21 protein-coding genes are annotated in these 22781 nt (G+C 63.2%); 8 read left to right on the top strand and 13 right to left on the bottom strand.

What is annotated here, in order from left to right; all coding sequences use genetic code 11:
• The 4 genes from G533_RS0112645 to G533_RS0112630 are packed head-to-tail and all read left to right on the top strand — an operon-like array spanning position 1 to position 5529.
• Positions 1-939, top strand: coding sequence for an ABC transporter ATP-binding protein (locus G533_RS0112645; protein WP_027950268.1), 939 nt, complete (start codon positions 1-3; stop codon positions 937-939).
• Complete coding sequence (locus G533_RS0112640) at positions 936-3770, top strand: Gldg family protein (RefSeq protein WP_027950267.1); 2835 nt, start codon at positions 936-938, stop codon at positions 3768-3770. Before G533_RS0112645 ends, G533_RS0112640 begins: the two co-directional genes overlap by 4 nt.
• A complete protein-coding gene (locus G533_RS0112635; protein WP_027950266.1) occupies positions 3767-4651 on the top strand; it encodes a DUF4340 domain-containing protein in 885 nt (294 codons plus the stop codon). The genes G533_RS0112640 and G533_RS0112635 overlap by 4 nt, the downstream gene beginning before the upstream one ends.
• Positions 4648-5529, top strand: a complete 882-nt coding sequence (locus tag G533_RS0112630; RefSeq protein WP_027950265.1) for an AraC family transcriptional regulator — start codon at positions 4648-4650, stop codon at positions 5527-5529. The genes G533_RS0112635 and G533_RS0112630 overlap by 4 nt, the downstream gene beginning before the upstream one ends.
• Positions 5530-5540: 11 nt before the next feature.
• On the opposite strand, the gene G533_RS0112625 is transcribed toward G533_RS0112630, so the two are convergent.
• Entirely contained in the window at positions 5541-6515 is a 975-nt protein-coding gene (locus tag G533_RS0112625; RefSeq protein WP_027950264.1) for a 2-hydroxyacid dehydrogenase, read from the bottom strand.
• A 120-nt stretch (positions 6516-6635) separates the two neighbouring features.
• Between G533_RS0112625 and G533_RS0112620 the strand changes: the two genes are divergently transcribed.
• Positions 6636-7382, top strand: coding sequence for a cupin domain-containing protein (locus tag G533_RS0112620; RefSeq protein WP_240472434.1), 747 nt, complete (start codon positions 6636-6638; stop codon positions 7380-7382).
• A gap of 6 nt (positions 7383-7388) precedes the next feature.
• On the opposite strand, the gene G533_RS0112615 is transcribed toward G533_RS0112620, so the two are convergent.
• From G533_RS0112615 to G533_RS0112605, 3 genes are read right to left on the bottom strand one after another with little or no spacing between them, the layout of a single operon-like run.
• Positions 7389-8153, bottom strand: a complete 765-nt coding sequence (locus G533_RS0112615) for an SDR family oxidoreductase (RefSeq protein WP_027950262.1) — start codon at positions 8151-8153, stop codon at positions 7389-7391.
• Positions 8134-9348: an MFS transporter gene (locus tag G533_RS21910; protein ID WP_084638974.1), complete on the bottom strand. Its 1215-nt coding sequence runs from the start codon at positions 9346-9348 to the stop codon at positions 8134-8136. Before G533_RS21910 ends, G533_RS0112615 begins: the two co-directional genes overlap by 20 nt.
• Before the next feature lie 43 nt (positions 9349-9391).
• Positions 9392-9955: a UbiX family flavin prenyltransferase gene (locus G533_RS0112605; protein ID WP_027950261.1), complete on the bottom strand. Its 564-nt coding sequence runs from the start codon at positions 9953-9955 to the stop codon at positions 9392-9394.
• Between the two features lie 128 nt (positions 9956-10083).
• Here G533_RS0112605 and G533_RS0112600 point away from each other — a divergent pair, with 128 nt between their 5' ends.
• Positions 10084-10590, top strand: a complete 507-nt coding sequence (locus G533_RS0112600) for a GNAT family N-acetyltransferase (protein ID WP_035527995.1) — start codon at positions 10084-10086, stop codon at positions 10588-10590.
• Here the strand turns inward: G533_RS0112600 and G533_RS0112595 are convergent.
• The 8 genes from G533_RS0112595 to G533_RS21900 form a co-directional block, all read right to left on the bottom strand.
• A complete protein-coding gene (locus tag G533_RS0112595; protein ID WP_027950259.1) occupies positions 10587-12683 on the bottom strand; it encodes a TonB-dependent receptor in 2097 nt (698 codons plus the stop codon). The genes G533_RS0112600 and G533_RS0112595 overlap by 4 nt on opposite strands.
• Positions 12684-12718: 35 nt before the next feature.
• Positions 12719-13018, bottom strand: coding sequence for a hypothetical protein (locus tag G533_RS0112590; RefSeq protein ID WP_144079872.1), 300 nt, complete (start codon positions 13016-13018; stop codon positions 12719-12721).
• Between the two features lie 83 nt (positions 13019-13101).
• Complete coding sequence (locus G533_RS21905; RefSeq protein WP_084638973.1) at positions 13102-13551, bottom strand: YbaY family lipoprotein; 450 nt, start codon at positions 13549-13551, stop codon at positions 13102-13104.
• The gene (locus tag G533_RS0112580) at positions 13548-13931 is read right to left on the bottom strand and encodes a nuclear transport factor 2 family protein (protein ID WP_035527991.1); all 384 of its coding nucleotides are present in this window, start codon (positions 13929-13931) and stop codon (positions 13548-13550) included. Before G533_RS0112580 ends, G533_RS21905 begins: the two co-directional genes overlap by 4 nt.
• A 69-nt stretch (positions 13932-14000) precedes the next feature.
• Positions 14001-14867 (bottom strand): alpha/beta fold hydrolase, encoded by an 867-nt coding sequence (locus G533_RS0112575; protein WP_027950256.1) that lies wholly within the window; start codon positions 14865-14867, stop codon positions 14001-14003.
• Between the two features lie 4 nt (positions 14868-14871).
• Positions 14872-16425: a class I adenylate-forming enzyme family protein gene (locus G533_RS0112570; RefSeq protein WP_027950255.1), complete on the bottom strand. Its 1554-nt coding sequence runs from the start codon at positions 16423-16425 to the stop codon at positions 14872-14874.
• Positions 16426-16486: 61 nt separating this feature from the next.
• A complete protein-coding gene (locus G533_RS0112565) occupies positions 16487-18736 on the bottom strand; it encodes a TonB-dependent receptor (RefSeq protein WP_027950254.1) in 2250 nt (749 codons plus the stop codon).
• Between the two features lie 123 nt (positions 18737-18859).
• Entirely contained in the window at positions 18860-20308 is a 1449-nt protein-coding gene (locus G533_RS21900) for a sodium:solute symporter family protein (RefSeq protein WP_035527986.1), read from the bottom strand.
• A 126-nt stretch (positions 20309-20434) separates the two neighbouring features.
• Between G533_RS21900 and G533_RS0112555 the strand changes: the two genes are divergently transcribed.
• Together G533_RS0112555 and G533_RS0112550 are read left to right on the top strand one after the other, a co-directional pair.
• The gene (locus G533_RS0112555; protein ID WP_035527983.1) at positions 20435-21097 is read left to right on the top strand and encodes a TetR/AcrR family transcriptional regulator; all 663 of its coding nucleotides are present in this window, start codon (positions 20435-20437) and stop codon (positions 21095-21097) included.
• A gap of 51 nt (positions 21098-21148) precedes the next feature.
• The gene (locus tag G533_RS0112550) at positions 21149-22210 is read left to right on the top strand and encodes a mechanosensitive ion channel family protein (protein WP_027950252.1); all 1062 of its coding nucleotides are present in this window, start codon (positions 21149-21151) and stop codon (positions 22208-22210) included.
• Positions 22211-22216: 6 nt separating this feature from the next.
• Here the strand turns inward: G533_RS0112550 and G533_RS0112545 are convergent, their stop codons facing one another.
• Complete coding sequence (locus G533_RS0112545) at positions 22217-22606, bottom strand: hypothetical protein (protein WP_027950251.1); 390 nt, start codon at positions 22604-22606, stop codon at positions 22217-22219.
• Between the last annotated feature and the right edge of the window lie 175 nt (positions 22607-22781).

Genomic DNA, 22781 nt, shown 5'->3' with positions numbered 1-22781 from the left:
ATGATCGCCGTCGAATCGTTGTCCCGCCGCTACGGCAGCACGCAGGCCGTGGACAACGTGTCGTTTGCGATAGGCACCAACGAAGTCGTTGGGCTACTGGGCCACAACGGCGCCGGCAAGACCACCATCATGCGTATGCTCAGCGGTTACCTGGAACCGTCTGCCGGCACTGTCACGATTGCCGGCATCAATATGGCAAGCAATGCCCGACAGGTACAGGCCTCCCTGGGCTACCTGCCAGAACACCTGCCCGTTTATCCGGAAATGCTGGTAGCGGACTACCTCGACTACGTCGCAACCCTGAAACGTATTCCACGGCGTGAGCGCCCGCTCGCGCTGCAGGAGGCCATTGCCGCGACCTCTCTGGGGGAACGCGCGTTGGACCCGATCAGCCAGCTCTCCCGCGGCCTGCGCCAGCGGGTGGGTGTGGCGCAGGCCATTCTCGGCCAGCCGCAGCTGCTGATACTCGACGAGCCCACCAACGGCCTGGACCCCGGGCAAACGGCGCAAATGCGCGACTTGCTGCGGCGTCTGGCGCGACGCGCCACCGTGATACTGTCCACTCACATCATGCAGGAGGTTGAGGCGGTGTGCGACCGGGTGCTGGTCATTGCCGCCGGGCGCCTGGTACTGGATGCGCCCCTCGCCACCCTGCGCGAGAGCCGCACGCTGGTGCTGCGCGCGGGCACCGAAGAGCCCGAACTGGAGCGCTGGCTGCGCCGACTGCCGCAAATTGCCGCGGTACATCCACGCGCAGACATCGCCGAGGGTGAAAGCTGGGTGCTCACGCTGCGCGAGAATGCAGACCCGGACACCGCGGCAAACAACATCGCGCAATGTGTGGTGCGAGCGGGCGCCAGCCTGTTTCAGCTGCAGCCACAGCTGCGCGATCTCGACAGCATTTTCCGGGAAGCAACGTCGGGGAAGCCGGGACCGTGACGACAAACAGCGTCATCCGTCGCGTCGCACAGAAGGAAGTGCGGCTGTTTTTCGGTTCGCCGGTGGCCTGGCTGTTTCTCGCCGCGTTTGCCGGGCTCACCCTGTTTATCTTCTTCTGGGTGGAATCCTGGTTTGCCCGCAATATCGCCGATGTGCGCCCGCTGTTTGACTGGATGCCGCTGCTGCTGATTCCACTCAGCGCGGCACTGACCATGCGCATGTGGAGCGAGGAACGCCGCACCGGCACACTGGAGCATGTGCTGGTGCAGCCCGTGGGTATCTGGCGATTCGTGCTGGGCAAGTTTTTTGCCTGTAGCGGCCTGCTGCTGCTGGCGCTACTGGCCACCCTGCCTCTGCCAGTTAGCGCGGCGCTGATGGCCGACCTGGACTGGGGGCCGGTGGTTGCCGGGTATCTGGCCTCGCTTCTGCTGGGGGCGGTGTATATCAGCATCGGGCTGTTTGTGTCGGCGCGCACCGATAATCCCATCGTCAGCCTGATTGGCAGCAGCCTGGTGTGCGGCCTGCTGTACCTGATTGGCAGCAGCACCCTCACCGGCCTCGCCACCGACAGCGCTGCACAGTGGCTACGCCTGCTGGGCAGTGGTGCGCGCTTCGACAACGTCACCCGCGGCGTGCTCGACGTGCGCGACCTGGCCTGGGGCCTGAGCCTTGTCATCGGCTTTCTCGCCCTCAACGCCTTCAGTCTGGAGCGTGAGCGCCGCGCCCCGGATGCACGCAGCCCGAAACAGCGCCGTGCCGCGGCTGCCATGGTTCTGCTCCTGATCAACCTCCTGCTGGCCAATGTGTGGCTGCAGCCGCTGTCTGGCCTGCGCCTGGATGTCACCGAAGGCAAGCTGTACTCACTTTCCAGCACCACCAAGGAGCTTCTTGCGCGGCTGGACGAACCCCTGTTGATACGCGGCTATTTCAGTGAGCGCACACACCCTCTGCTGGCACCGCTGGTCCCGCAGCTGCGCGACCTGATGGCGGAGTACGCCAGCGCCAGTGACGGCGGGGTGCGAGTGGAGTTCATCGACCCGGCCAGACACCCCGAACTGGAACGCGAGGCCCGGGATCGCTACGAGATGAGCGCCACTTCGCTGCAGGTGGCAGACCGCTATCAGTCGACCCTGGTCAATGCCTGGTTTCACGTCCTGGTGCAATACGGCGACGAGTTCACCACCCTCGGATTTACCGACCTCATCGATGTGCGCACAGCGGGCAATACCGAAGCCGAGGTCCGCCTGCGCAATCCCGAGTTTGACCTGACCCGGGCAATTCGTGATGTGCTGCAGAATTACCAGCTCGGCGACGACCTGTTCCGCACGATCGACCAGCCGATCGAGCTGGTTGCCTATGTCTCACCCCATGCGCTGCTGCCCGAGCGACTGCGCCACTATCGCGATGCCATTCAGGTGCAGCTCGATGCACAGGTGGAAAAATCCGCGGGCAAGTTCAGCTATCGCTTCGAGGAGCCCGAGGCAAACGACGGTGCACTGGCACGACACCTCGCCGACACCTGGGGGTTCCAGCCCATGATTGCCGGGCTGGGAGACGAGCAGCGCTTCTGGTTCTACCTGACCCTGGAAGATGAGCGGCAGGTGGTGCAGCTGCCCACCGATGCCTTCGAGGCGGATGACTTTGTTACCGTACTGGAAGCGGGACTGCGCCGCTTCGCCGGCGGCCTGACCCGAACAGTCGCGCTGGCCGCGCCGGAACTGAACGAGCAGATGGCGCGCTTTCACCTCGGTGCACCCACCTTCGCCAATCTGGAACAGGCCATCACGCGGGACTACAGCATTCGTGCCGAACAACTCGGGGATGGCAGTGTCGACCCCGATGCAGACATACTCGCAGTGGTCGCGCCGCTGGAGCTGGATACCGCCAGTCTGTTCGCCATCGACCAGTTCCTGATGCGCGGCGGCACCGTAGTGCTGGCGACTTCGCCGTTCAGTGTCGAGCTCAGTAACGGTGACATGCGCTTGCTGGACTACCCGAGCGGGCTGGACACCTGGCTGGCGACACACGGCATACACCTCGCGCCCAGGCTGGTGCTGGATGAGCGGAATGCGCCATTCCCCGCACCCGTGCTGCGCCGGGTTGGTGACTACGAGTTTCGCGATGTACAGATGATCGACTACCCGTACTTTCTCGACATCAGGCCGCCCGCCCTGAACCCCGGCCACCCGATTACCGCCAATTTGCCGCAGCTGACCTTCGGCTGGGCTGTGCCGATGGAGGTTCAACCGGTAGCGGGCCTGCGCAGCACGACCCTGTTGCGCAGCACCGGGCAGGCCTGGGCCTCTGCCAACCGCGACATACTGCCGCAACAGGACGGCCAGGGCGGCCCACAGTTCCCCGTGGAAGGCGTGCGCGACAGCTTCGTTCTCGGCGCCGTACTGGAGGGCCGCTTCACTTCCGCCTTCGCTGCGCGGGGGGCACCGCCACTGGAGACGGACAACGAACCCGGGGCCAGGGGCCTGATCAAGCAATCGGCGGAGTCCGCGCGCCTGGTGGTGTTCAGTTCCAACGACTTCATGGATGACCAAATGCTCAATGCGATGGTCGCGGCGGCGGGCACCCAGTACCTGAGCCCGCTGGCGCTGTTCATGAACACTCTGGAGTGGTCGCTGCAGGATGCATCACTGCTGGCTATCCGCAACCGGGCACACTTCAACCGCACACTGCCCCCGATGAGCCGCGAGGCGCAGCAGTGGATCGAATACCTGAATTACGCCTGCGCCGTGGCGTGGTTGCTGACGCTGGCCGCTGTGCACCGGCTGCGCACCCTGCTGCGACGCCGCGCCTATCGGCGGAGGCTGGGGCTGTGATCCGCACGCTGGCGTTGATTCTGCTGATTCAGTGCGCCATTACCGCCGCCGTCTATTGGCCGCAGGAAACGTTTGCGCCAGAACACACGGGGGCGGTCCTGGTCGCCTTCAAACCAGAGCAGATCGCGACGATAACCATCGGCGACGCTGAGGGTATGCAGGAGACGTTGCGTCGAGAGGGCGGAAGCTGGCAGCTGCCGGCGCTGGACGGTCTGCCTGCTGATACGGCCCGCGTCGAGAAACTGCTGGTGGCACTGACCGCGGCGCGTCACGGCTTTCCCGTGGCCACGACTGTTCCCGCCCGGCAGCGTTTCGAGGTGGCGGATTACCGCTTTCAGCGCCGTATCCATATGACCACCGTAAACAACGCAGAGAGCACCGTGTTTCTCGGTACAGCGCCGGCGTATCGGCAGGTTCATGCCCGACGCGCTGGCGACGACGCCATTTACAGCCTGCCGTTCAGCAGTTTTGATGCACCGGCCTCGGCAGCAGGCTGGCTGGACGCCACCCTGCTGCAAGTGCCTGCCCCGCAACGTATTACCGGCGCGGGGTTCGAGCTGATACGCCGGGGCACTGGCTGGGAGACGGCAACAGGGGAGCAACCGGAGCCGCGCGAACTGGAAGCGCTGCTGTCGGGGCTGGCCAACCTGCAGGTCGATGGCATTGCCGGTGAGCGCGAGCGCCCGCAGCTTGTCGCCCGATCACCCGACTTCACCCTGGTTGCACAGCAACCGGAGGCGGGTCGCGAACTGACGTTTTACGCCCTGGGCGACCAGCATTTCGTGCGTGACGCCCGCTTTGAACGGTTTTTCAGCATAAGCGCCTACGACTTCGACCGGCTGCGCACGCTGGATACACAACGCCTCAACGGCGGCCCATGAGCAGCACCTCCAAGTGGCCTCTGCCCTCGGAAGGGGTGCGTTTTCTCACCCCCGCCTTCATGCTGGAAAAGCTCCACCGGCACCCCCTGACGCGCGACTGCTACCCCACGGCCATGGGCTACTATCCGCACGCTCGGGGCCACCGCATGCGCCGCCTGCGTCACGACGACAACCTGCTGCTCTACTGTGTGGACGGCAACGGCAGCTTGCGCCTGGAGGACCAGCGCCACACGATTGGTGCAGGAGACCTGATTCTTCTACCCCAGGGTCTGGCACACAGTTACAGCGCCAGCCGCGACCACCCCTGGAGCATCTACTGGATACACTTTCAGGGCATCAGCAGCGGATTGTTCATGGAATACCTCGGCTATCGCGAGGGGCATCCCGTGATCAAGGCGGGCATCGCGCCCAGCCTGATCGCCGCTTTCCACAACCTGCTGGCGGTCAATCGCACCGGTTACAGCAGCTCGGCGTTCGTCAATGCCGCCAACCAGTGTCGCCACCTGTTTACCCAGATCGTACTTGAGGCGGCGCGCCAGCGCGCCAGCCACCCCGCCGGACTGGACCTCGAGGCCATCCAGCAGACCATGCAGGAGAGTATTCACACCAGCCTGGAGCTGGAGGAGCTGGCCAGCATCGCTCACCTGTCGAAATACCATTTTGCCAGCCGCTACAAGGCCCTGACCGGGTACTCCCCGATCAAGCATTTTCTGCACATGAAGATCGAGTATGCCTGCCAGCTACTGGACAGCACGGAAATGCGGGTAAAGGCCATTGCTGCCGCTGTGGGCTACGAGGACGCGCTGTACTTTTCACGACTGTTCAAACAGACCGTGGGCCTCTCGCCGCGGGCCTACCGCAGTTCAGTACGCAAATAACCCAGCGCCAGTCAGCGCGCGTACACCTCGGGGTTCACACAATGGGGCATGGGTTTTCCCTGCAGCGCCGCGATGGCGTTGTTCGCGGCAATATCCGCCATGCGCGCCCGGGTGAGGGCAGTCGCGCTGCCAATGTGCGGTGTCAGCACCACATTGGGCAAATATAGCAGGGGATTGTCGACCGGCACCGGCTCTTCAGCGAATACGTCGATGCCCGCCGCGTACAGGCGCCCGCTGGACAGCGCAGCAGCCAGCGCCCCCTCATCGACAATGCCCCCACGGGACGTGTTGACCAGCACTGCACCGGGTTTCATGCTGCCGATGCGCGCGGCGTTGAGTAGTCCGCGGGTCTCCGCGGTCAGCGCCAGGTGGACCGAGAGAAAATCGCTCTCTGCCAACACCGCTTCCAGGGGCAGGTTGCTGACGCCGGGAACCTCACGCGCTGTACGATTCCAGGCCACCACGCGCATGCCAAAGGCCTGTGCGCGGCGGGCAACCGCTTGGGCGATTGCACCGAGGCCAATCAGCCCCAGGGTTGCCCCGGCAACGTCCTTGCCGGTGAAAAAATCCGGCGACCAGCGATTCTCGCGGCGCCACTCACCCTGACGGACAAAGCGGTCGGCTTCCGACACACGCCGCGCCGCAGCCAGCAGCAGGGCAAAGGCGGTGTCAGCGGTGGTCTCCACCAGCACGCCCGGCGTGTGACCGAGCGGTATGCCTCGCGCCGTCAGCGCCGCCACGTCAACATGGTCCACACCCACTGACATTGAGGACACAAAACGCAGATCCGGGAGCGACTCAATCAGTGCGTGATCCATGTGATCGGTGAGCAGGCAAACTACACCCTCACAGCCCGCCAGCTCCTCGCGCAGCCCTTCCGCCGGCAACAATCCCGGCCCCAACCAGACGTTGACGTCGCAGAGCCCCGACAGCTGGTGAATAACCTCGCCGGGCAGCTCATGTGTCACGAATACCTTTTTCTCCATGCGCCGAGCATACCGCAAAGACCATGACAGAAAACAGCGCACCAGGCTCCCCGTATAAACAGAGTTTGTGTCCGCCGCCAATCCGATTATGATAATCCATACAGGAACAACGCCCTTCCAATGCAGTCCAAAATCCTGCCGGCGCACATCCCTCACTTTCTCACAGGACTCAACATGGCCGACAACCGCGTTGCCCTCAACGGCGACCTCTCCCTGCGCACCGTAGTGGACCCGCAAACCATGGACTGGACACCCAGTCCCGGCGGCCACGTGCTGCGCAAACGCCTGCACCGCGTGGGGCAGTCGGAATCGGGGCAGGTGACCTCGCTGGTGCGCTATGAGCCAGGGGCCACCTTCCCCGCTCACGATCATCCCCAGGGTGAGGAAATTCTGGTGCTGGAGGGTGTTTTCTCCGATGAACACGGCGACTGGCCCGCCGGCAGCTACCTGCTGAATCCTGAAGGATTCCAGCACGCACCCTTCTCACGCGAGGGCTGCCTGCTGTTCGTGAAACTGCGGCAGTATCCCGGGCCCGACCGTGAACACGTTGCCATAGCAACCCACAACAAGCCCTGGCAGCCGTCGATACGCAAGAACACCAGCTGGAAGAAACTCTACGCCCAGGAACCCTACACCGACTTCATGCGCCTGGAGAGCTGGGACGAGCCGTCTGCGATCGGCCAGATCAACTTCCCCCAGGGTGCCGAGGTTCTGGTGTTGCGCGGCAGCTTCGCCGATGAACACGGGCACTACGGCACGCATTGCTGGCTGCGTATTCCCGCAGGTGGCACGGTCAACCCGATCAGTGACGACTACTGCGAGTTGTACATCAAGGAAGGCGGTTTCACCTACCTGCGCAGCGCCTGAGGCGGGCTAGATGGTCAGCCCGCCGTCCACCACGATGCACTCGCCGTTGGTGTAGCTGGCGGCATCCGACACCAGGTACAGCACGGCACCGGCCATCTCTTCCGGCTCCGCGTGACGCTGCAGGGGTATGTTCTCGATCGCAGCCTGGTATATATCGTCGTTGCTGAACAGGGCGCCGGCGAACTTCGTTTTCGTCAAACCCGGCAATAGCGCATTGCAGCGGATACCCAGGGGGCCACACTCCTTAGCGAACACCTGTGTCATGTTAACCACCGCCGCCTTGGTAATCGAGTAAATCCCCTGCATTGGCCCCGGCTGCAGGGCATTGACCGAGGCCGTGTTGACGATGGCACCCTTTCCCTGCTCGCGCATCAACTTGCCCGCTTCGATAGACATGAAAAAATAGCCACGAATATTCACGTCGACCGTTTTCTGGAAAGCACCCAGGTCCGTGTCCAGCACATGGCCGAAATACGGGTTGGTGGCACCATTGTTGATGCAGATATCGAGTCGTCCGTGCGCCGTGCGGATATGCGCGAACAGGGCCTGGATGTCATCCATACTCCCGACGTTACAGGCGTGGGCTTCGGCGCTGCCACCGGCGGCGCAGATCGAGTCTGCCACCGGCTGGCAACCCTCCAGCTTGCGGCTGGAGACGATAACGTGCGCTCCCTGCTCCGCCAGCAGGCGGGCGATTGCCTCGCCAATGCCGCGGCTGGCGCCGCTCACCAGGGCAATGCGCCCGCTCAGGTCAAACAGTTGGGTAGTCATGCGGGGGGCTCTCCTCCAGTGATGAATCCTGTGACGCGGCCGATGCCGGATGCGGCCCCAGCGCCCAGGCCAAGTAAACGCTGACCACAACGATACAGCCCAACCAGGCACCGGTATAGCCGAACAGCGAGAGATTGGCGCCCGCCAGCAAAGGGCCGAAAACCCGGCCCCAGGAGGCGGCCGAAGCCGTGGTGCCAAGCATCTGGCCGCGCAGGTCCGCGGGGGTACGGTGGCTGGTGATGGTATTCAGCAACGGCATGCACAGCGTAGAGCCGGACATGGCAATGTACACCGCGGCCAGCATCAGTGGCATGCCAGCCGCCACCACGGCCAGGCACAGGCCGGCCATGAAGGCCGCAACCGACAGGCGCAACAGGCGCCACTCACCCAGCCAGCGCACCAGCGCACCGAGCAGGCCGCCCTGCAGCACCACCATGATCGCCCCCTGTACGCCAAACACCAGCCCCACCTCGCGTGCGCCCCAGCCAAGCACATCCCCCAGCCACAGGGGCACCAGGTAGGTCACCGAGCTGATGGAGGCAGCGTGCAGCACATACTGCAGCACCAGCAGGCGATTGCCGGTGGCACGCAGCATGGCCAGCGTGGACTGGCGCGAACCATCGCGATGCGCCTGACGGTGGGCGGCGCGGCGCTGGGCCGTCACCGACTCCGGCAAAAACAGCCCCGCCGCCACAATGGCCAGCATCGACATGCAGCCGGCCACCAGGCAAGGCAGCATGAAACTGCCGCTGTCGCCCGCCAGCAGCCCGCCGAGCAGTGGCCCGAGCACCAGCCCCAGGCCAAACGCGGCACCAATCAGCCCCATGCCTTTCGCGCGTTTTTCCGGTGTCGTGATGTCGCTCATCATGGCCGAGGCAACGCCCAGGTTGCCCGCCATGATGCCGGCGAAGGCGCGCGCCGCAAAAATCATCCAGAGCTCAGTTGCCAGCGCCAGCATGACGTAGGAGACGGCAGCCCCGGCGAGGCAGATCATGATCACCGGCTTGCGCCCGCGACGGTCCGAGAGGCGCCCCCAGAAGGGACCGGAGATACCGGCGCACACGGCATAGCTGACAATGATCAGGGCAATGTCGATTTTCGATGCGCCGAGCTGTGGCGATAGAAACGGCAGGATGGGGATGACGATACCGAAGCCGATCAGGTCCAGCAGTACCACACCAAACAGAATCGGCATCAGGCCGCCTTTACCCGGGGCACAATGGAGGCGCGCATGGCCCTCACCCGCCCTGCCAGCGCCTGACCTGTCCTGAATCGATAGCAAACAGATCCAGCAGCCGGCCCACGGTCTGGGTAACCATGGCATCAAGGGATTCCGGCTGGGCGTAAAACGCGGGCACGGGTGGCGCGATCACCGCACCCATCTCCGAGAGTTGGGTCAGCGTACGTAAATGCCCCGTGTGCAAGGGCGTTTCGCGCACCATCAACACGAGCCGCCGGCGCTCCTTGAGCACCACATCCGCCGCCCGGGTGAGCAGGCTGGACGTCACACCGGTGGCAATTTCTGCCATGGTCCGCACCGAGCAGGGCGCGACCAGCATACCCGCCGTGCGAAAGGAGCCGCTGGCGATGGATGCGCCGACATTGCGTATGGGGTGTACCTCGGTTGCCAGCGCCTTGAGCGCATCCAGCGGCATGTCCAGCTCGTGATGCAGCGTAAGCTCTGCCGATTTGGTGATGACCAGGTGGGTCTCCACCCCGCACTCGCGCAGCAACTCCAGTGCACGCACGCCGTAGACGATCCCCGAGGCGCCGCTGATGCCGACGATGATCCGCTGTGCCATGCTCTGCCCTGCCGCGCCAAAAGACCCCGCACTTTACCAGCACCACGCAGTGATTTCACTGTCGAGGCAGTGCCAGCAAGGCCGCTGTAGTACCCTTGTCGTATCTGCCTTCCACGGATAACCACGCAATGCTGCAAACCCCACGCTTGCTGATCGACCCCCTTACCGAGGACGATGCGCCGTTCATGCTGGCACTGCTGAACGATCGCGATTTCATCGAACACATCGCCGATCGCGGTGTGCGCACGCTGGATCAGGCACGCCAGTACCTGCGGGACGGCCCGCTGGCGAGCTACCGGGAGAACGGCTTCGGACTGTGGGCGGTAAGGCCGCGTGAGGGAGGCGAACCGCTGGGGATCTGCGGCCTGGTGCAACGCCCCACGCTCAGCGATGTGGATATCGGCTACGGATTTCTACCCGCAGCCCGTGGCCGCGGACTGGCACTGGAAGCGGCACAGGCGGTGCTGGACTACGCCAGGGGGCCCCTTGGCCTGCAACGGCTGGTCGCCATTGTCACGCCGGCGAACCGCGCCTCGCGCAGCCTGCTGGATCACCTCGGCTTCGCGTATGAGTCGATGATTCAGCTCACACCCGACGCCGAGGCCCTGTGCCTCTATGGATGGGAGGGCGCTTAGAAGCTGTAACGCACACCCGCTTCCACCGAGCGCCCCGCCTCTGGCGACACATCACGCAGGAACGATGTGCTCAGGCGGATTTCCTCGTCGCCCAGATTGCGCGCAGCCAGGAACAGCGTCAGCTCGGAGTCACCCAGCGCCAGCCGGTAGTCGGCACCCAGATCCCAGCGGGTGTAGCCTGCCGTGGCTTCCTCATTGGCACCGGGGCGATTCTGGCTGGCGGCGTCCTGCACCCGTGTCCACACCTCCAACACATCCGTCGACCAGCTCAGGCGGCCGCCAATGCGGTGCGGTGGCAGGCGAGGCACATCGTCACCATTGTCCAGTTCGCCGCGAATCATGTCGCCAAACACGGCCAACCCCACCTCGCCGCCGACAAAGGTCCCCAGACCGAACTGCGCGTTCACTTCCACGCCATAGAACGTGGCGTCCTCCTGCACGTAAGCCAGCACCGGCAGTTCATCCACCTCGGCACCGGTGTTCATCAGGGTGATGTAGTCGCTGAAGTCGTTGTGGAACACGGTAAACTCAAGGTCCTTGTTGCCGTTGTGCCAGTGCAGGGAGAGATCCACGTTGTTCGAAACTTCCGTGTCGAGGTCCGGATCACCCAACTCGATGGCGGCTGTGGCCGCATGCGCAACCCAGTTCTCTGGCCCGGTGCCATCGACATTGGAGAACAGCTCTTCAATGGAGGGCGCGCGCTCGGAACGGGCGAGGTACAAGCGCAATTGCCAGTCCGGGGAGGCATTGAATATCGCCGAACCCGAGGCGCTGAATGCGGTGAAATCGCGCGCACCGGAGGATTGCGCCGCGGGGTCACGTTCATCCCGGTCTACGCGCAGGCCAGCCTCGAACAACCAGTCACCGGCGCGATAATCCTCCACCAGAAAAACGCCGACGTCGGTGCTGTCGGTTACCGGGATAAAGGCCTCTTCGCCGAGAGCGCTGAACTCTCCACTGCGTGCCTGTAATCCCAGTGCGCCGCGCAGGCCACCAATCTCGCCGTGCACCATCTCGACCCGGGTCTCCCAGGTTTCATTGCTGTACAGCGTGCCTACTTCGCCATTGCCTTCGATTTCCGCATGCTGGTAATCGGTGTAGGTGACCGTGCCGCGCAGCGATTCAAAGCCGGGCAGCGGCTCCGCGAGTTCCAGCACGAGATCGTACCGCGTCTGCTCCACGTCCAGGGTTATGCCGCCCTCTTCTTCCTCATGCTCTTCGTGCTCTTCGTGCTCTTCGTGATCCTCCTCGCCGTGCTCGTCCTCATGGTGCTCGTGGGCGCCGGCCGGAATACCGTAGCGGTTCTCCAGCCGGGCCACTGCCAGCCCAACCAGGCCGCGGTCGAAGTGGTAGCTGGCGCCGGCACTCACATTGCGTGTGCGACCGCCCGTATTGCCAACGTAACCGTCGGTTGTCTCCTCCTCGCCGTGCTCTTCGCCGTCGTGTTCGTCGTCATGGTCGTGATCGCCTTCCCGCGCCGCGAGGCCGGGAATGCTCAGATCGTTCCAATCGCGGTACAAGGCGTCCAGGTGGAAGGCGAAATCGCCGCTGCCGCCGTCCAGGCGCAGCACTGACGTGTCCATGTCGGAGGCGCCGTCATGGCGCAGCTCCACACCGCCTTCCACGCCGTCAATACGGGTGCGCGGCACACGGTTGTCGATCACATTGACGACGCCGCCGATGGCGCCGGCGCCATACAACAGGGTCGCGGGGCCCCGCAGTACCTCAATACTGTCCGCCAGCAGGGGCTCGACAGACACCGCGTGGTCGGCACTCACAGCCGAGGCATCGGCACTGCTGGTGCCATTCTGCAACACGGTCACCCGCGGTCCCTGCTGCCCACGAATCACGGGCTGGCCGACACCGGGGCCAAAAGATGCATTGGCCAACCCGGGCATGTCACCGAGGGTATCGCCAATCGTCGACCGCGCGCTGCGGCGCAAGTCATCGCCCGTCAATACGGTCACCGGCAAGGCGGTTTCAGCTTCCTGCTTGCTCAAGGGTGCCGTCACCAGCACGTGTTCGATTGGCAGCGACTGCGCCGCCGCGTTTGCACTGGCCACAGCCAGCGCAATAGGCATGAAACGTTTCATGATCTACTCCTGAAAAAGACAATGGGGTTCTTTAATCAGAAGTAACGCGGGGGGCCTCGGGCCTGTAGTGGGAGGTAACGCGGAGAGACCTGCGCGGCACGTGGCGCGGCAATAAAGCACGCCACCAGCAGCGGGAACAGCGCCAGCGCGGGCACCGCAGACAGTGCTGCAGGGGCCGACGACTTGCACAGCAGGCATTCGGCCTGCGCATCGGACAACCCGTGGGTGTGACTGGCCTCGAGAACCTGCAGACCACTGACGCACAACAGCGCGAGCACCGCTACCAGACGGGCGGCGCGACGAGCTCTTGCTGTCAGTGTTAACTGAGACGACATGGCGACATTACATACCACAGGAGGCGCGAGTATAAACGCAGCTGCGGATGCAGGCCATCTTTACTGCACGGCTGCCAAGCCGGCTACGGGTCCGGCTTGCCAGGCACTCGGACCAGCACAATTTCCGGTGCCTGCTCTGCAAAGGCGTCGACAAACGTATCGGAGGTGAATAACAGGCGGCCATTGTGGCTGACCGTGGCACGCAATCCGTAGCGGTGCCGGGAACCCAGCTCTTCCGGGTCGTAGGTGATGCGGAAAGGCCACGGCGGTGCCGTCGCCGTGGGCTGTGTCACGGTAGCCAGCACCGTGGCTGGCGCATCCGCCCGCGAGACATCCTCGAGCTGAATGTCGAGCTGTGCATCCGGCGGCAACATCATGCGCTCCCGATACAGGACCGTACCTTCAATCACGCCCGCCTGTTGCTCCATTGCCGTATCCTCCGCCTTCTCCCCGCAGGCGCTGAGCACAGCAGCGAGCACAAGCGCTGCCAGACATTTCGCCGACGGTTCGCCCCACATCGCGCTCTTCCTCATACCGATAGTTGCTCCAGCATTGCCGCCATTTTGGCATGCAGCAGGTTAACGCCCTTGAGCGGGCGCACCATGACCTTGAACTCAATGATCAGGCCATCATCATTCACGGTGATGATATCGACCCCGTTGATCGTAATGCCATCGATTTCACAACTGAACTCGAGCACGGCATGAGGCGCTGCCACAACCTCCTTGACGTAGTGGAAACTGTCATTGAATACCGCGAGAGCGCCGGTCAGGTAAAGCCGTGTGAGGTCTCGACCTGCCTGTGGGCGGTGCACCACGGGAGACCAGAAGACGCAATCCTCGGCCAGAATGGCGTCCAGTCCACCCGGGTTTCCACTGCGTACGATCTCGTGCCAATGCGCCAGTACCTGCATGCCCAACCTTTCATCCTCACCCTTTGCGACAACGATGCCACCCGGCAGGCGCGCTGTCCATGACCGTGATCAGGCGGCCAGCTTCAGAAAGGCATCGATTGCCGCGCGGGCATCAGGTTCATCCAGGGTGGGTGCGTGGCCGCGGTCACTGACGACGGCCACCGACAGGTCGGGCTTGCGCTGCTGCATGGCCTGCAGCCCCGCGCTGGAAAGAATGTCAGAGTGCGCGCCGCGCAACACCAGTATCGGCAGTGTTGCAATGGCGTCGAATACCGGCCAGAGATCCGGCGGGACGGCGGTATCTTCAGCCGCAGCCAGCGGCGTGGCAATGGCAGGGTCGTAGGCCAGCTCCAGGCCGTCGCCTTGCGCCTGCGGCCGATAGAGCGCCCGGGCGAAGTGCAGCCAGTCATCGGCTGTGAAGGTGGGGAACGCATCGCCGTTGATTGCCCGGGTTTGCGCCACGGCGGCCGCCCAGTCGGCGACCGGCTCAGCTTTCCCCACATAGGCCTTGATGCGCGCCAGTCCCGCCGGGTCAACCTCGGGGCCGATATCATTGAGCACAATGGCGCTGACCCGGGCCGGCTGCATCGCCGCCATCATCATCGCCATCAGACCGCCCATGGAAGTGCCGACCAGCACCACCTGCTGTACATCCTGCTCGTCCAGCAGACGGAACATGTCCTGTACATAGGTCAGGGGCTTGTAGTTCGCGGGCTCCGGGTCGCAGGCGGAGCGGCCGCGGCCTCGCTGGTCGGCAACCAGTACGCGATAGCGCTGCGTCAGGTGCGGCGCCAGGCCGGCAAAGTCGGCTGAGTTGCGCGTCAGGCCGTGCATGCACAGGGCGACCGGCGCATCGACATCCGGCCCGGCGTAATCGCGGGCGTATAACCTCAAGCCATCGCTGCTGCGATACCAGAGGTCGGTAAATCCACTCATGTGCTTACTCCCCGAACTGCATCCGCAGTTCCCGCTTCAGGATCTTGCCGTTGGGGTTGCGCGGCAGGTCATCGACGAACTTCAGCTCGGCAAGGCGCTGCTGTTTACCCAGGCGGGCATTGGCCCAGGCCAGCAGCTCACCCTCTGCTGTTGTCGCACCGGCTGTCGTCACCACCAGTGCGAGCGGGGACTCACCCCAGCGCGCACTGGGTATGCCGATAACAGCCACATCGCTCACCTGCGCATGCTGCACCAGGACGGCTTCGATATCCTGAGGGTACACATTCTGGCCGCCGGACAGAATCATGTCCTTCTTGCGGTCGACGATATACAGAAAACCCTCTTCGTCCACATAGCCGATATCCCCGGAACGCAGCCACTGAAGCCCGGCGGCGTCGATGTACTCCGCCTCGGCGTTTGCATCGTCACGGCGCCAGTAACCCGGCATGCTGATACGACCGCGAGAGACAATCTCCCCGGCCACGCCGTGGGGTAACTCCCGGCTATCCTCATCCAGAATACGCAGGTCCGTGCCAATCAGCGGGCGTCCCACCGATGCCCAGCGCCCCTCGGCATCCTCCGGTTCCAGCGTGGTGATAATGCCCTCGGTCAGACCATACAGTTCGATAATGCCACAGGGAAAATAAGCGAAGATGTCGCGCTTGAGCCCCTCGCGCAGCGGCGAGCCGCAACTCATCATGGCCTGCAGGCTGCTGACATCGCCACCTTCGGCCTGCAGCTGCTCCACCACCCGCTGGAACTGGATGGGCACCATGGCGGTGTGGGTAATGCGCTCGCGCGCCGCGGTGGCGACGAACGCCGCGGGGTCAAAGCGCTCGTGTAGCACCAGGGTACCGCCGGCCAACACCGTGCAGAGCATCGCAACCCAGGAGATATTCGAATACAGGCCAATGGTCAGCAGGGTGCGCGCAGCGCCGTGGTAGCGCAGGGCGATGGCCAGATCGTAGGCCCAGTCCCGCCGCGTGCGGTGACTGTGCAGAATGCCTTTGGGCAGTCCGGTCGTGCCGGAGCTGTAGATGATGTTCAACGGAGCATCCGGACAGAGCGTGCGAACAGCGTCGGGCAGCGTCTCCGCCTGCCCCGCACAGTGCGCTTCCAGCGACGTCCAGTGCTTGTCTCCAGCGCCACTGGTCAGCGTGAGCTGGAGGGTATCGGGCAACTGCGCCAGCAGTGGCGTCAACCGCACCTGCTGGTCCGGCGACACCACCAGCGCACTGATACCGGCGTCCACCAGCATGGCGACCAGCGCCGCGTCGCTCACCGACAGGTTAATGGGCACCGACACGGCGCCCGCTGCCAGGGTGCCGAACAGCGCCTGCACCATAGGCAGGCCGTTACACATGACCACACCTACCCGGTCTCCCGGAGCCACTCCACGGGCCAGCAGGCCGTGCGCGAAGCGGTGGTTGGCGGCCGTAAATGCCCGCCAGTCGAGTGTGGTATCACCGCAGATGACCGCAGGTCGGGGCGCTCGCCAACGACCATGCAGCGCAAGAATTTCCGGCAACAAGGGCACCGGTGCCTCGAATCCAGTCACAGCTTTTACCTTTCGTATGCTGACAAACACCCCGACCGGAGGCCGGGGCAACAGGCCGGCCTCAGAATCGATATTCCACTGTGGCCGTCAGCGTACGGGGCGGGGCGTAAAAAACGGTGGTGTTGTTTTCGATGCCCAGAGACGACGGACAACCACCTTCGCCAAAACAGTAGCCCGCCGTCTTGATCTCCTCGTCGCCGAGGTTCTTGCCGTGCAGACCCACCAGCCACTGTTCGTCACTGCTCATCCAGACCAGGCTGGCGTTGATCACGTCGTAGGCTTCCTGGTCGATCACCGGCACGGGCGCTTCGAACTGGGTAATATCACCTTTGTAAGACCAGTTCAGCTTGGCGGTGAGGTCACCGGCCGCGAAATCCGTGGTGTAGGTGAGCCCGAGATAGAGCATTTCCTCGGGCGTGTTCTGCACCGCGCGCTGATCCGCCACGTTGACCCCATTGAGCAGCCACTCCTTGATTTCCGCATCAAGCAGGCTCATCGCCAGCTGCACGCTGAAATGCTCAGTCAGCAGCACGTTGCCTTCCACTTCGATGCCAGAGATTTCCGCCTGGCCGGCATTGGTCACCGTGCCGACGAAGCCGTCGTTGACGCCGTCGCCGTCACTGTCCACGCCAACGGAACCGGGAATCTGCATGTCCTGATAGTCACTGTAGAACACCGCAATGTTGGTCAGCGCACGGCCGTCCAGCCAGGTGCTTTTAAGGCCCAACTCCCAGGAGTCGAGTGTTTCCGGGTCGAAGCCGTCTTCCACTTCCGGGCTGGCGAAGTTGGCACCGCGGGGGTCGAAGCTCCCGGCCTTCCAGCCCTGGCTGTAGCTGGCGTAAAGGGTCACATCATCGTTGAGGGTGTAACTCAGGTTCACCCGCGGCGAGAAGTCGGTGTAGGTTTTTTCCGCTTCATAGTCGCTGGTGGTCGCGAGCAACAAAGCACTGTCGTTGTCGAAAAACGGTGAGCCGAAGCCCAGGTAAGTGCCGCGGAAAATGTCTGCCGTGCGCGTATCTTCGGTGTAGCGGCCACCAACAGACAGTGAAAATGCGTCAGTCAGGCGATAGGTCACGTCGGCGAACACGGACCAGGCCTCGGTATCGACCGTACCACCGGTATAGGCGGTCACCGGGCCGATCTGCCCCAGCACAACATCAAAGTCGTTGGCGGCCGTGGCGTCGAGGTAATAGAAGCCCGCCACGGCGTTCCAGCGCTCGGTGTTGTAGAGCAACTGGAATTCCTGACTGAACTGCTCGTTGTCGTAGATGACCGGCGCGTCAAAATCGATGACCTCGAGACCGTCGAAATCAATCACGGACTCAGTGTAGTCCTCGCGCCAGGCGCTGATAGAGCGCAGCGTGGTGGTGTCGCTGACCTTCCAGTCCACCGACAGCATGGCGCCCTCAGCGTCGATTTCGTTGTTACCGTTGATGCCCGCGGTGGCAACGGAATCCTGCGCACCGGCGGTCGTGTCGTAACGATCAGACAGCACCGGCACACCACTTACGGCGCCGGGGAAGGGACGGTAGCCGGCGACCGGGTTGGTCTTGTCGTTCAGCTTGTCGTAGGCCAGGCGCACCAGCCAGTTCTCGCTGGGCAGCCATTCGGCGCTGGCGCGCCAGGCAAAGAGATCCTTGTCGTAGTGCTCGTCACCCGTGGTCAGGTTCTCACCGTAACCGTCGCGGGTCAGTGAGGCCACGGTTGCCCCCACGCGGAAGGTATCCGTGACGGGTGCCGATGCCGTACCCACCAGGTCGAGCTGACCGTAGCTGCCGTAGGAGGCCTTCAGGCGCACATCGGTCTCATCGCTCAGACGCCGCGTGACATACTTGATGGCACCGCCCACGGCGTTGCGCCCGTAAAGCGTGCCCTGTGGCCCGCGCAATACTTCCACCCGCTCAACATCGTAAATGTCCAGCAGGGCACCCTGGGGCCGGGCGATGTAGACATCGTCCAGGTACAGCGCTACGCCCTGCTCGAAGCCCGCCAAGGGGTCCTGCTGGCCAACGCCGCGAATAAATGCGGTCAATGTCGTGCTGGTGGCGCGTGATGGCTCCAGCGTGACACTGGGAATGATCTGCGCCAGCTCGCTGATGTCAGAGGCACCGCGCAGGCGCAGTGCATCGCCCGACAGCGCGGTAACGGCAATGGGCACATCCTGCAGGTTTTCTGCCCGCCGACGGGCAGTCACTACCACCTCTTCCAGCGCCAGCGCCGGGCCGTCCTGGGCCTGGACGGTCGAGAAGGGCAGTGCGGAAGCCAGGGAAACGGCGAGCGCGATAGCGGAGCGCGGAGCAAGTGCTTTCATGATATCCACCTTGATCGTTATTTTATCGTTTATCTTGAGCCGACCCTGAAAGCCGGCTCAACACTTGTTGAATTACGTCGCCAAACATATTCAACGTTTGTTGAAATGTCAAGCGCACCGGTCTCAGCTCTTGCCGGGAAGCGCATCATTCGCGGGCACACGGGTCCACCATAGCCCCAGCAGCCCGTAGCCGAGTGAGAACAGAATGGCGTAACTGGCGGACACGGCGGGGTTGCGCACGGCACCCGACAGGTTCAGCACCAAATGCCCGACGAGACCGATCAGCGCCGCACCCACCACCACCCAGAGCGGGATATGGCGGCGCACCAGCACACCGAAGAGAACCGGCACCAGCGACGCGGCCGCAAGCCCATACACCCCCTTTTGCGCAAATAGGCCAATCAGCGGCGGCGGATTCCAGGCCAGCACGACGGCCAGTATGCCCACTCCGACCAGTACGTAGCGCGAGAGCGCAAGTGCGTTGTAGCGCTCGCCGTACAGGGGCTGCACGATATCGTTCACCACCATCGCCGACAGCGACACCAGGATGCCGTCCAGTGTGCTCATGCCCGCCGCCAACAGGGTGAGGAAAATAAATACGAGCACATACTCGCCCCAGGGCGAGCTACCGAATTCGAACAGGAGGTATTCACGCACGACCGTGTCCTGCTCAGGAATGTCGAGGCCCGCCAGGCGCGCGTAGAAGCCAATCATCAGCATCAGGGTGAAGACACTGCCGACCACCACCGTGGTGGCGATGAATTTGCCGATGTCCCGCTCGCTGCGCAAATAAAGCACTTTGGTGAGAATATGGGGTTGCAGCATCAGGGCGAAGGTCACCACAAAACCGCTGACAAACACCGAGAAGAAATCCGAATAGAGGTCACTGCCCGCGTTGAACGCATCGGCGTAACCACTTTCGACAGCGCGCAGCGCGGCCATTGGATCAGCACCGAGATACTTCCAGCCCTGCGCCACCAGAATCACCGTAATGGCCAGCATCATCACGCCCTGCAGGGTGTTGGTGTACGCATGCGCGTAGGTGCCCCCCATCAACACATAGGCAAACACGAACAGCAGCACGAGCACCAGCGCCGTTTTCTGCTCCACCGGAAACAGGCCGGTCAAGAGCAGGCTGCAGCCCACCAGGATAAGCACCACGAAGGTAATCGAGAGCAGGTTGATAAACGCAAAGAACAGGCTGAAGCCACGGTGGTTGTAGCGGTAGAAGATCCACTGCGGAATAGTCAGCGCATTATTGCTTTCACCGAGGCGCAAAAACCCCCGCGTCAGCAGCAGGAAGGCACTGAGAATACCCAGGGATCCGGCGAGCCCGTAGTGCAGGTAGGCGCTCAGGCCGTGGCTGTACACAAACCCCGGGTTGATGACAAAAGTCGCCGTCGAAGCGATGGAAGCCGCCAGGGTGATGCCGATCAGGTAGGGGTTCATGTCCTTGTTGCCGATGGAAAAGCCACGGATATCACGCGTTCTGCGCATACCCACCCAGGAGAGCCAGAACACCAGAATCACGTAGGCAAGGGACATGGCGTACTTGAACAGATCAGGGGTCATGGTCGCATTCTCATCGCATATTGTTATTGGCAGACGCTCGATTCTGACGAAAGCCACGCTCTATTTCAACAAGCGTTGAAAAATAAACTATGCTATTGTCCCCGCCATTGAGGGCGTATTTCTGGCATGACAAAGACCCGGCAAGCACCAAAACGAGAGCGCATTCTGGATGTCGCCGAGGAGCTGTTCGCCCTGCGCGGCTACGATGGCGTCACCCTGCGGCAGATCGCCAACAACGCCGGGGTCGATGTCGCCCTCGCCAGCTACCACTTCGGCAAGAAGCTGGATCTGTTCAATGCGGTCTTCGAACGCCGCGCCGCCCACCTGAATAGCGCGCGACTGGATGCCCTGGAGGCCTGCCAGGCATCAGCCGATGCAGCGGGGCCAACTGTCGAGCAGATTATCGAGGCCTTTCTGCGCCCGCTGGAACTGGCCCAGGAAACCGGAGACCCGGGCTGGCAGAACTATCTGGCACTGATCGCCTATATCAACAACTCGCCCTACTGGGGTCCACGCATGATGTCCAAGCTGTTCGACGGCCTCGTCAGCGCATTCATCGCCGCGTTGCGCAAAGCCCTGCCCGGTGCCCGCGATGAAGACATCTACTGGTGCTACCACAACCTGTCTGGCGCACTCACCCTGACTCTGGCGCAAACCGGGCGCATCGACAAGCTGTCGGGGGGCAAGTGCCTATCAGCAGACTTTGAAGCAGCCTACGATCACATGATTCCCTTTGTCGCCGCCGGCTTTCGTGAAGTGTGCGGCCGCAGCGGAAAAAAACGGGCCTAACTCCGCGCCGGAGGCCCGCATGCTACCAGGGCAACAGGAGGGTAACCCGCCATGACTGAGTGGCTTGACGCCGTCATAGACCTTTTCCCCGCCGGTATGGTGGTCGCCCTGACAGCCGCACTGATCGCGGCCGGCTACTGGTTGGCCCAGCGCAAAGACCGGGGCACCGAAACCCTGCTCTTCCAGCTCGGCGTGTGGCTGCTTGGTTCCGCCGGCATCATCGCCTGTGTGGTCGTTTTGCCGATCAGCGATGAAACCCAGGGCCAGATACTGGGCCTGCTGGGTGTTCTGCTCACCGCGGTGATTGCATTGTCATCGACCACCTTTGTCGCCAATGCCATGGCCGGCGTAATGCTGCAGACAACACGACCGTTTCGCGCGGGCGATTACCTGCGCGTGGGCGAGCAGTTCGGCCGGGTCACCCGACGCTCGCTGATCAATACGCAACTGCAGACTGAAATGCGCGATATCACCACCCTGCCCAACATGCTGCTGGTAGCAACCCCGATCACCGTGATGCACCGGGACGGCACGATAATTTCCGCGGAGGTATCGCTGGGCTATGACACGCCCTATACCGAGGTGCAGGAGCTGCTGCTGCAGGCTGCCGAAACGTCAGGCCTCAGCGACCCCTTCGTTCTGCTGCTGGAACTGCTGGACCACGCCGTGCTGTACCGGGTGTGCGGGTTTCTGACCGAAAGCAAGACGCCGCTCACCGCGCGCTCGAACCTGCGCAAGAAAATGCTCGAGCAACTGCACGGGCACGGTGTCGAAATTGTCTCCCCCAGCTTCGTCAACCAGCGCCGGCAGGACCCCGCTACCCGCGTAATGCCCGCGGTGCCGGTCCTGCAGTCCGGTACCGTGGCCAGCGAAGCCGCGGCCCCCGAGGAACGCATATTCGACAAGGCCGAGGAGGCCGCGACGCTGGAGGAGCTGAAAGAGGAGCGCAGTGCCACCCAGGAAGCCCTGGCGGCGGCCATGGACCGGCGGGATGCCACAGAGGAAGAACAGACGCCGGCACTGGAGCAGGAAATACGCCAGCTGGAGCAGCGCGACGTCTGGCTCAAGGCCAGGATAGAAGAGGAAGAAGCGCCGAAAGACAAGGCGCCCTGACCCCGGCTACAGGTCCACTTCGCGCTGGAAGTCGCGCTCGATGCGCTGCTGCTGCTCAAACCGGGAAACACCGTTCAGGCGTACACTGTCGTGCATGCGCTGCTGGAAGCGCTGCCGGCGGTAGTGGGCTACCAGGCGCGGAAAGCGCTCTGGCTCCAGCTCTCCCGCAATCAATGCCTCGATTAAGGCAATGTCGATACCCACGCGGTAGGCGATGCGGCTGGGGCGGATCTTGTGCGCGTGAAACTCGGCCACAATATGCACCTGCTGCTCGCGCCCGTAGTGGCACTCGCGGGAATAGCCATAGGGCGGCGAGGGGGTGCGCGGGTCATCAAGGCCTGGCCCGGTTGTAGCAGGCGCTGCGGCGATGGGGTGGTTGTCGGTGTCTCTGCTCATGCGCGTGTTTTAACAGGCGCCCCGCAATTTGCCAAGTCCGGGACGCGTAGTCCGGGGCACTCAGTCCGAAACAGGCAACCCAGGGCGCGCTGCCTGGCCGGGCCTGGACGGCCTGTCTACGCCCTCCGCTGTGGCCAGAATAAACCCGCGCTTGTGGTTATCATTGCCCCTGCAG

The sequence above is a fragment of the Haliea salexigens DSM 19537 genome (genome assembly GCF_000423125.1).
GTDB classification, from domain to species: domain Bacteria; phylum Pseudomonadota; class Gammaproteobacteria; order Pseudomonadales; family Halieaceae; genus Haliea; species Haliea salexigens.
Note: the sequence above shows the minus strand (reverse complement) of the source record. Positions and strands in the feature narration are given on the sequence as shown.

Coding starts and splice junctions, on each gene's coding strand:
- G533_RS0112645 (WP_027950268.1), top strand. CDS start 1: ATGATCGCCGTCGAATCGTTGTCCCGCCGCTACGGCAGCACGCAGGCC.
- G533_RS0112630 (WP_027950265.1), top strand. CDS start 4,648: ATGAGCAGCACCTCCAAGTGGCCTCTGCCCTCGGAAGGGGTGCGTTTT.
- G533_RS0112625 (WP_027950264.1), bottom strand. CDS start 6,515: ATGGAGAAAAAGGTATTCGTGACACATGAGCTGCCCGGCGAGGTTATT.
- G533_RS0112620 (WP_240472434.1), top strand. CDS start 6,636: ATGCAGTCCAAAATCCTGCCGGCGCACATCCCTCACTTTCTCACAGGA.
- G533_RS0112615 (WP_027950262.1), bottom strand. CDS start 8,153: ATGACTACCCAACTGTTTGACCTGAGCGGGCGCATTGCCCTGGTGAGC.
- G533_RS21910 (WP_084638974.1), bottom strand. CDS start 9,348: ATGCCGATTCTGTTTGGTGTGGTACTGCTGGACCTGATCGGCTTCGGT.
- G533_RS0112605 (WP_027950261.1), bottom strand. CDS start 9,955: ATGGCACAGCGGATCATCGTCGGCATCAGCGGCGCCTCGGGGATCGTC.
- G533_RS0112600 (WP_035527995.1), top strand. CDS start 10,084: ATGCTGCAAACCCCACGCTTGCTGATCGACCCCCTTACCGAGGACGAT.
- G533_RS0112595 (WP_027950259.1), bottom strand. CDS start 12,683: ATGAAACGTTTCATGCCTATTGCGCTGGCTGTGGCCAGTGCAAACGCG.
- G533_RS0112590 (WP_144079872.1), bottom strand. CDS start 13,018: ATGTCGTCTCAGTTAACACTGACAGCAAGAGCTCGTCGCGCCGCCCGT.
- G533_RS21905 (WP_084638973.1), bottom strand. CDS start 13,551: ATGAGGAAGAGCGCGATGTGGGGCGAACCGTCGGCGAAATGTCTGGCA.
- G533_RS0112580 (WP_035527991.1), bottom strand. CDS start 13,931: ATGCAGGTACTGGCGCATTGGCACGAGATCGTACGCAGTGGAAACCCG.
- G533_RS0112575 (WP_027950256.1), bottom strand. CDS start 14,867: ATGAGTGGATTTACCGACCTCTGGTATCGCAGCAGCGATGGCTTGAGG.
- G533_RS0112565 (WP_027950254.1), bottom strand. CDS start 18,736: ATGAAAGCACTTGCTCCGCGCTCCGCTATCGCGCTCGCCGTTTCCCTG.
- G533_RS21900 (WP_035527986.1), bottom strand. CDS start 20,308: ATGACCCCTGATCTGTTCAAGTACGCCATGTCCCTTGCCTACGTGATT.
- G533_RS0112555 (WP_035527983.1), top strand. CDS start 20,435: ATGACAAAGACCCGGCAAGCACCAAAACGAGAGCGCATTCTGGATGTC.
- G533_RS0112550 (WP_027950252.1), top strand. CDS start 21,149: ATGACTGAGTGGCTTGACGCCGTCATAGACCTTTTCCCCGCCGGTATG.
- G533_RS0112545 (WP_027950251.1), bottom strand. CDS start 22,606: ATGAGCAGAGACACCGACAACCACCCCATCGCCGCAGCGCCTGCTACA.